Origin of the sequence: Streptomyces sp. NPDC037389 (assembly GCF_040636475.1) — a bacterium.
In the GTDB taxonomy this organism is placed as follows: Bacteria; Actinomycetota; Actinomycetes; order Streptomycetales; family Streptomycetaceae; genus Streptomyces; species Streptomyces hesseae.
The window spans coordinates 1-3,661 of sequence record NZ_JBEZUS010000036.1 but is presented as its reverse complement, the minus strand read 5'-3'; the positions used below and the strand labels follow the sequence as shown (position 1 = coordinate 3,661).

General features: G+C 68.0%; 4 protein-coding genes and 1 pseudogene. 3 read left to right on the top strand and 2 right to left on the bottom strand.

Going from position 1 to position 3,661, the window contains the following annotated elements; genetic code table 11:
* Together AB0E98_RS33430 and AB0E98_RS33425 are read left to right on the top strand one after the other, a co-directional pair.
* The coding region (locus AB0E98_RS33430) for a hypothetical protein (RefSeq protein WP_361710235.1) at positions 1-217 on the top strand (217 nt) is incomplete at its 5' end.
* Between the two features lie 44 nt (positions 218-261).
* A pseudogene (locus AB0E98_RS33425) lies at positions 262-1,441 on the top strand (IS3 family transposase).
* A 49-nt stretch (positions 1,442-1,490) separates the two neighbouring features.
* Here AB0E98_RS33425 and AB0E98_RS33420 read toward each other — a convergent pair.
* Together AB0E98_RS33420 and AB0E98_RS33415 are read right to left on the bottom strand one after the other, a co-directional pair.
* Positions 1,491-2,039, bottom strand: coding sequence for a transposase (locus tag AB0E98_RS33420; protein WP_359516485.1), 549 nt, complete (start codon positions 2,037-2,039; stop codon positions 1,491-1,493).
* Positions 2,036-2,575: a winged helix-turn-helix domain-containing protein gene (locus AB0E98_RS33415; RefSeq protein WP_267717417.1), complete on the bottom strand. Its 540-nt coding sequence runs from the start codon at positions 2,573-2,575 to the stop codon at positions 2,036-2,038. The genes AB0E98_RS33420 and AB0E98_RS33415 overlap by 4 nt, the downstream gene beginning before the upstream one ends.
* A 99-nt stretch (positions 2,576-2,674) precedes the next feature.
* Between AB0E98_RS33415 and AB0E98_RS33410 the strand changes: the two genes are divergently transcribed.
* The coding region (locus AB0E98_RS33410) for a hypothetical protein (protein ID WP_361710232.1) at positions 2,675-3,661 on the top strand (987 nt) is incomplete at its 3' end.

The following is a 3,661-nucleotide window of genomic DNA, read 5'->3' as shown; positions in this document are numbered from 1 at the left end:
CTACGCTCTGCAGCAACGTGATGCCCGCGGCGGCATCATCGAGCCGATGGCCGCCCGCCATCTGACCCGTCGGCTGGAGGGCGTCCCGAGCCTGCTGACGGTGGACGTCGCGTCCTTCATCGAGGGGGTCTACCAGCACCACAACCTCGCGGCCTTGATCCGGGAGAGCGTCCGAAGTCTGCGCCGAGCCTCTCGGGACTGCTGCACGGGAAAGTGACACCTGACCTGGCTTGCTGAGAGGCGGCCTGGAAGGATGTTGCAGTGCCCAAGCCGTATCCGAAGGAGTTCCGCGAGGACGTCGTGCGCGACGCGCGCAACCGTGAGCCCGGCGTCACGCTGGAACAGATCGCCGCCGACTTCGGCGTCCACCGATCACGCTGTCGAAGTGGTTGCGCCGTGCCGACACCGATGAGGGCGCCAGGCCCGCGACGGCCTCGGGTGAGTCGGCCGAGTTGCGCGAGGCCCACAAGTGCATCCGGCTGCTGGAACAGGAGAACGAGGTCCTGCGGAGGGCTGCGGCGTATCTGTCGCAGGCGAACCTGCCGTCAAAATGATGTACCCGCTCGTCCGCGAGCTGGCCGCCGCCGCTGCCCCTGGCCGGGTGCCGGTGGCGGTGACGTGCCGGGTGCTCGGGCTGGCCCGCCAGCCCTACTACCGGTGGCTGTCCTCACCGGTCACCGAGTCCGACCTCGCCGAGGCATACCGGGCCAACGCCTTGTTCGACGCGCATCGCGAGGATCCCGAGTTCGGTCACCGCTTCCTTCTCGACGAGGCCCGGACCGCCGGTGAGTCGATGGCTGAGCGGACCGCCTGGCGGATCTGCAGGGACAACGGCTGGTGGAGTGCCTTCGGCAAGCGCAGGAGCCGCGGGAAGAACGCCAAGGCCGGGCCGCCTGTCCATGATGATCTGGTGCGGCGGGACTTCACCGCAGCCGGGCCGAACCGGTTGTGGCTGACGGACATCACCGAGCACGCGACCGGCGAGGGCAAGTTGTATCTGTGTGCCGTCAAGGACGTCTGCTCCGGCCGCATCGTGGGCTATTCCATCGACGCCCGGATGAAGACCAGCCCCGCGGTGAAAGCCCTTGAATCCGCGGTGGCCCGTCGCGGCCAGGTCCCCGGATGCACCGTTCATTCCGATCGCGGGTCGCAGTTCCGCTCACGGAAGTTCGTGTCCGTTCTCGCACGTCACGACCTGGTCGGCTCCATGGGCCGGGTCGGTGCGGCCGGCGACAACGCGGCCATGGAGAGCTTCTCCGCGCTGCTGCAGAAGAACGTCCTCGACCGCCGCACCTGGGCCACCCGCCAGGAGCTGCGGATCGCGATCGTGACCTGGATCGAGCGCACCTACCACCGGCGCCGACGTCAGAGACGCCTGGCCCGATTGACCCCCGTCGAGTACGAGACCACCATGACCCCACCCGCAGCCCTGGCTGCATAAACCCCGCTGTCACCCAACCCTGCAGCAGTCCCTACCGTGACTGTCACCGCTACTGAGGTTGTAGTCGTGGTGTCGTTGGTGGGAGTCCGGTTCCGGTGAGGCATCCGTCGATGATGTCGCTGCGGTATTGGATCTGGCGGAGGCCGTGTCGGAGCCGGCGTATGAGGTGGCTCGGGTCGGTGAAGGCCGTGTTGGCCTGGGTGGTTCGGCGGAGGACCGACCAGATCCCTTCCACAGGGTTGAGGTCGGGTGCGTAAGACGGCAGGTAGTAGACGTTGAGCCAGTCCTGCGCGTCGATGAAGGCCCGCATGCGGCGGTCTTTGTGGACGTTCAAGTTGTCCCAGATGAGGACGATCGGTGCGTCGAGTTGCTGGTGGGCGGCGATGAGCAGGTCGCGGTATTCGGTCCACGCGAAGCTCTTGCGGCCTGCGCTCTTGTGATCTGCATGCCGTCTGGGCCGGTAGATGAGGCGGGAGCGCTCACCGGGCTTGTAGCAGCACAGGGCGGCAATGGAGAAGCGGCGCTGGGAACGGCCGCGGACCCGGATGACCGGTGTGGTCCCGCGCCGGCTCCAGGTGCGTGAGGTAGGCGGCGTCATCGAGAACCCGGCTTCGTCCTCGAAGACGATCCAGGCCCCGAGCGCCGCCGCGGTGTTTCCACGTGCGGCCATACATCCTTCACCCAGCCGGCCACCGCGGCTTCGTCGCGCTCGGCCGCACGACGGGCCGGAACCTGATGACTCCACCCATGACGCCGCAGCATCTGCGAAATCCCCGACAGCGTCATCGACTTGTGAAACCGCCGGCCGATCAGGGTCTTGATCCTGGCCAGTGTCCATCTCTGGTCCGGCCAGCCATGCGCGACCGGCCCCTTGGACAGCTCCTCCTCGAGCACGGCGAACAGTGCGTCGCTCAGCTTGGGCCTGGACGCCGGGCCACGAGAGCGAACCCCGTCCCGGCCAGCCGCATTCCAGGCCTGCCGCCACCGCTGGACTGACCGAACACTGACCCGTAACTCCTTCGCGATGTCCGTGCTGCCCCGCCCTTCAGCGAACATTGCCGCTGCTTCCATCCGGACCCGTTCGCGGAACGCTTGCCTCTCCGCGGTCAGACCCCCACCCTGCGGATACCTCATACACCCGGCATACCGCGACGATCACCGATCGTCAGCCCCTACGACAACCCGCCTTCAAGGTCAGTAGAATGCGGGGACACGACGCGGTGGGGGGGCAGGGTGACGAGCGTTGTCTTTGTGCACGGCACGGGGGTGCGGGAGGATTCGTACCGCAAGTCGTACAACCGCGTCGCCACGGGACTGAAACGCTTACGACCGGACGTCCGGCTCGTTCCCTGTTACTGGGGCGACCGCTACGGGGCGCACCTCGCCTTCGACGGCGCCTGCTTCCCCGAACGGGATCAGGATCGGGCACTGCCCACCGCTGACGCCGATGACCCGCTGGCCGTCTGGGGGCTTCTCGAGCGGGACCCGGTCGCCGAGATCGAACTTCTGGCCGACAGTGCGGAGGAGGACGACGGCGGATTCGTACCCGGTCGCACTGATCCGTGGGACGTCCTCGCTGCGCGGCTCCGATGCCTCACCGAAGAGGACTTGGCGCCAGGCGGCTCAGCAGCGAGTGCCAGTACCCGTTCACTGGCCGCTGAGCTCGCCCCGTACCTCAGGCAGGCCGCAGAGGAGATCAGTGCCGAGATTTCGATGCGGCTGTCCGGGACGGCCCCGGTCCCTGATTCCGAGGCCATGGCCGCCCGCGCCGTGATCGTCTTGACCACCCGGCTGGCTGAGGCTGCCGAGGACGCGGAGGAACCGCTGCCCGTCGACGGCGCCGACCGCGACAGGCTGGTCGCTCTGCTCACCGACCGGCTCGGCGGAACCGACCGCGGGATCAAGGATGCCGGTAAGTGGGTCGGGGCCAGGCTGCTGGGCGACCCGCTGCTGTGGACTGTCTCACCCGCCGTCCAAGCCGGCCGTCGCCGGGTGATCCGGGGCGTTCTCCCGGAGAGCGGCGACATCCTGCGGTACCAGGGGCGCGGCGAGGGGCTGCGGTCACGGATCGCCGAAGTCGTCGCGCTCACCCGGGAACAGGACGACGGCCCAGTGGTGCTGCTCGCCCACAGCCTTGGAGGCGTCGCCTCGTTCGACCTGCTGGCCCTGGAACCGTCCCACGGTGTGGATCTACTCATCACTGTGGGGTCGCAGGCTCCG

Excerpts from the sequence above, each read along its gene's own strand:
- AB0E98_RS33420 (WP_359516485.1), bottom strand. The coding sequence starts at position 2,039 with ATGACGCCGCCTACCTCACGCACCTGGAGCCGGCGCGGGACCACACCG.
- AB0E98_RS33415 (WP_267717417.1), bottom strand. The coding sequence starts at position 2,575 with ATGAGGTATCCGCAGGGTGGGGGTCTGACCGCGGAGAGGCAAGCGTTC.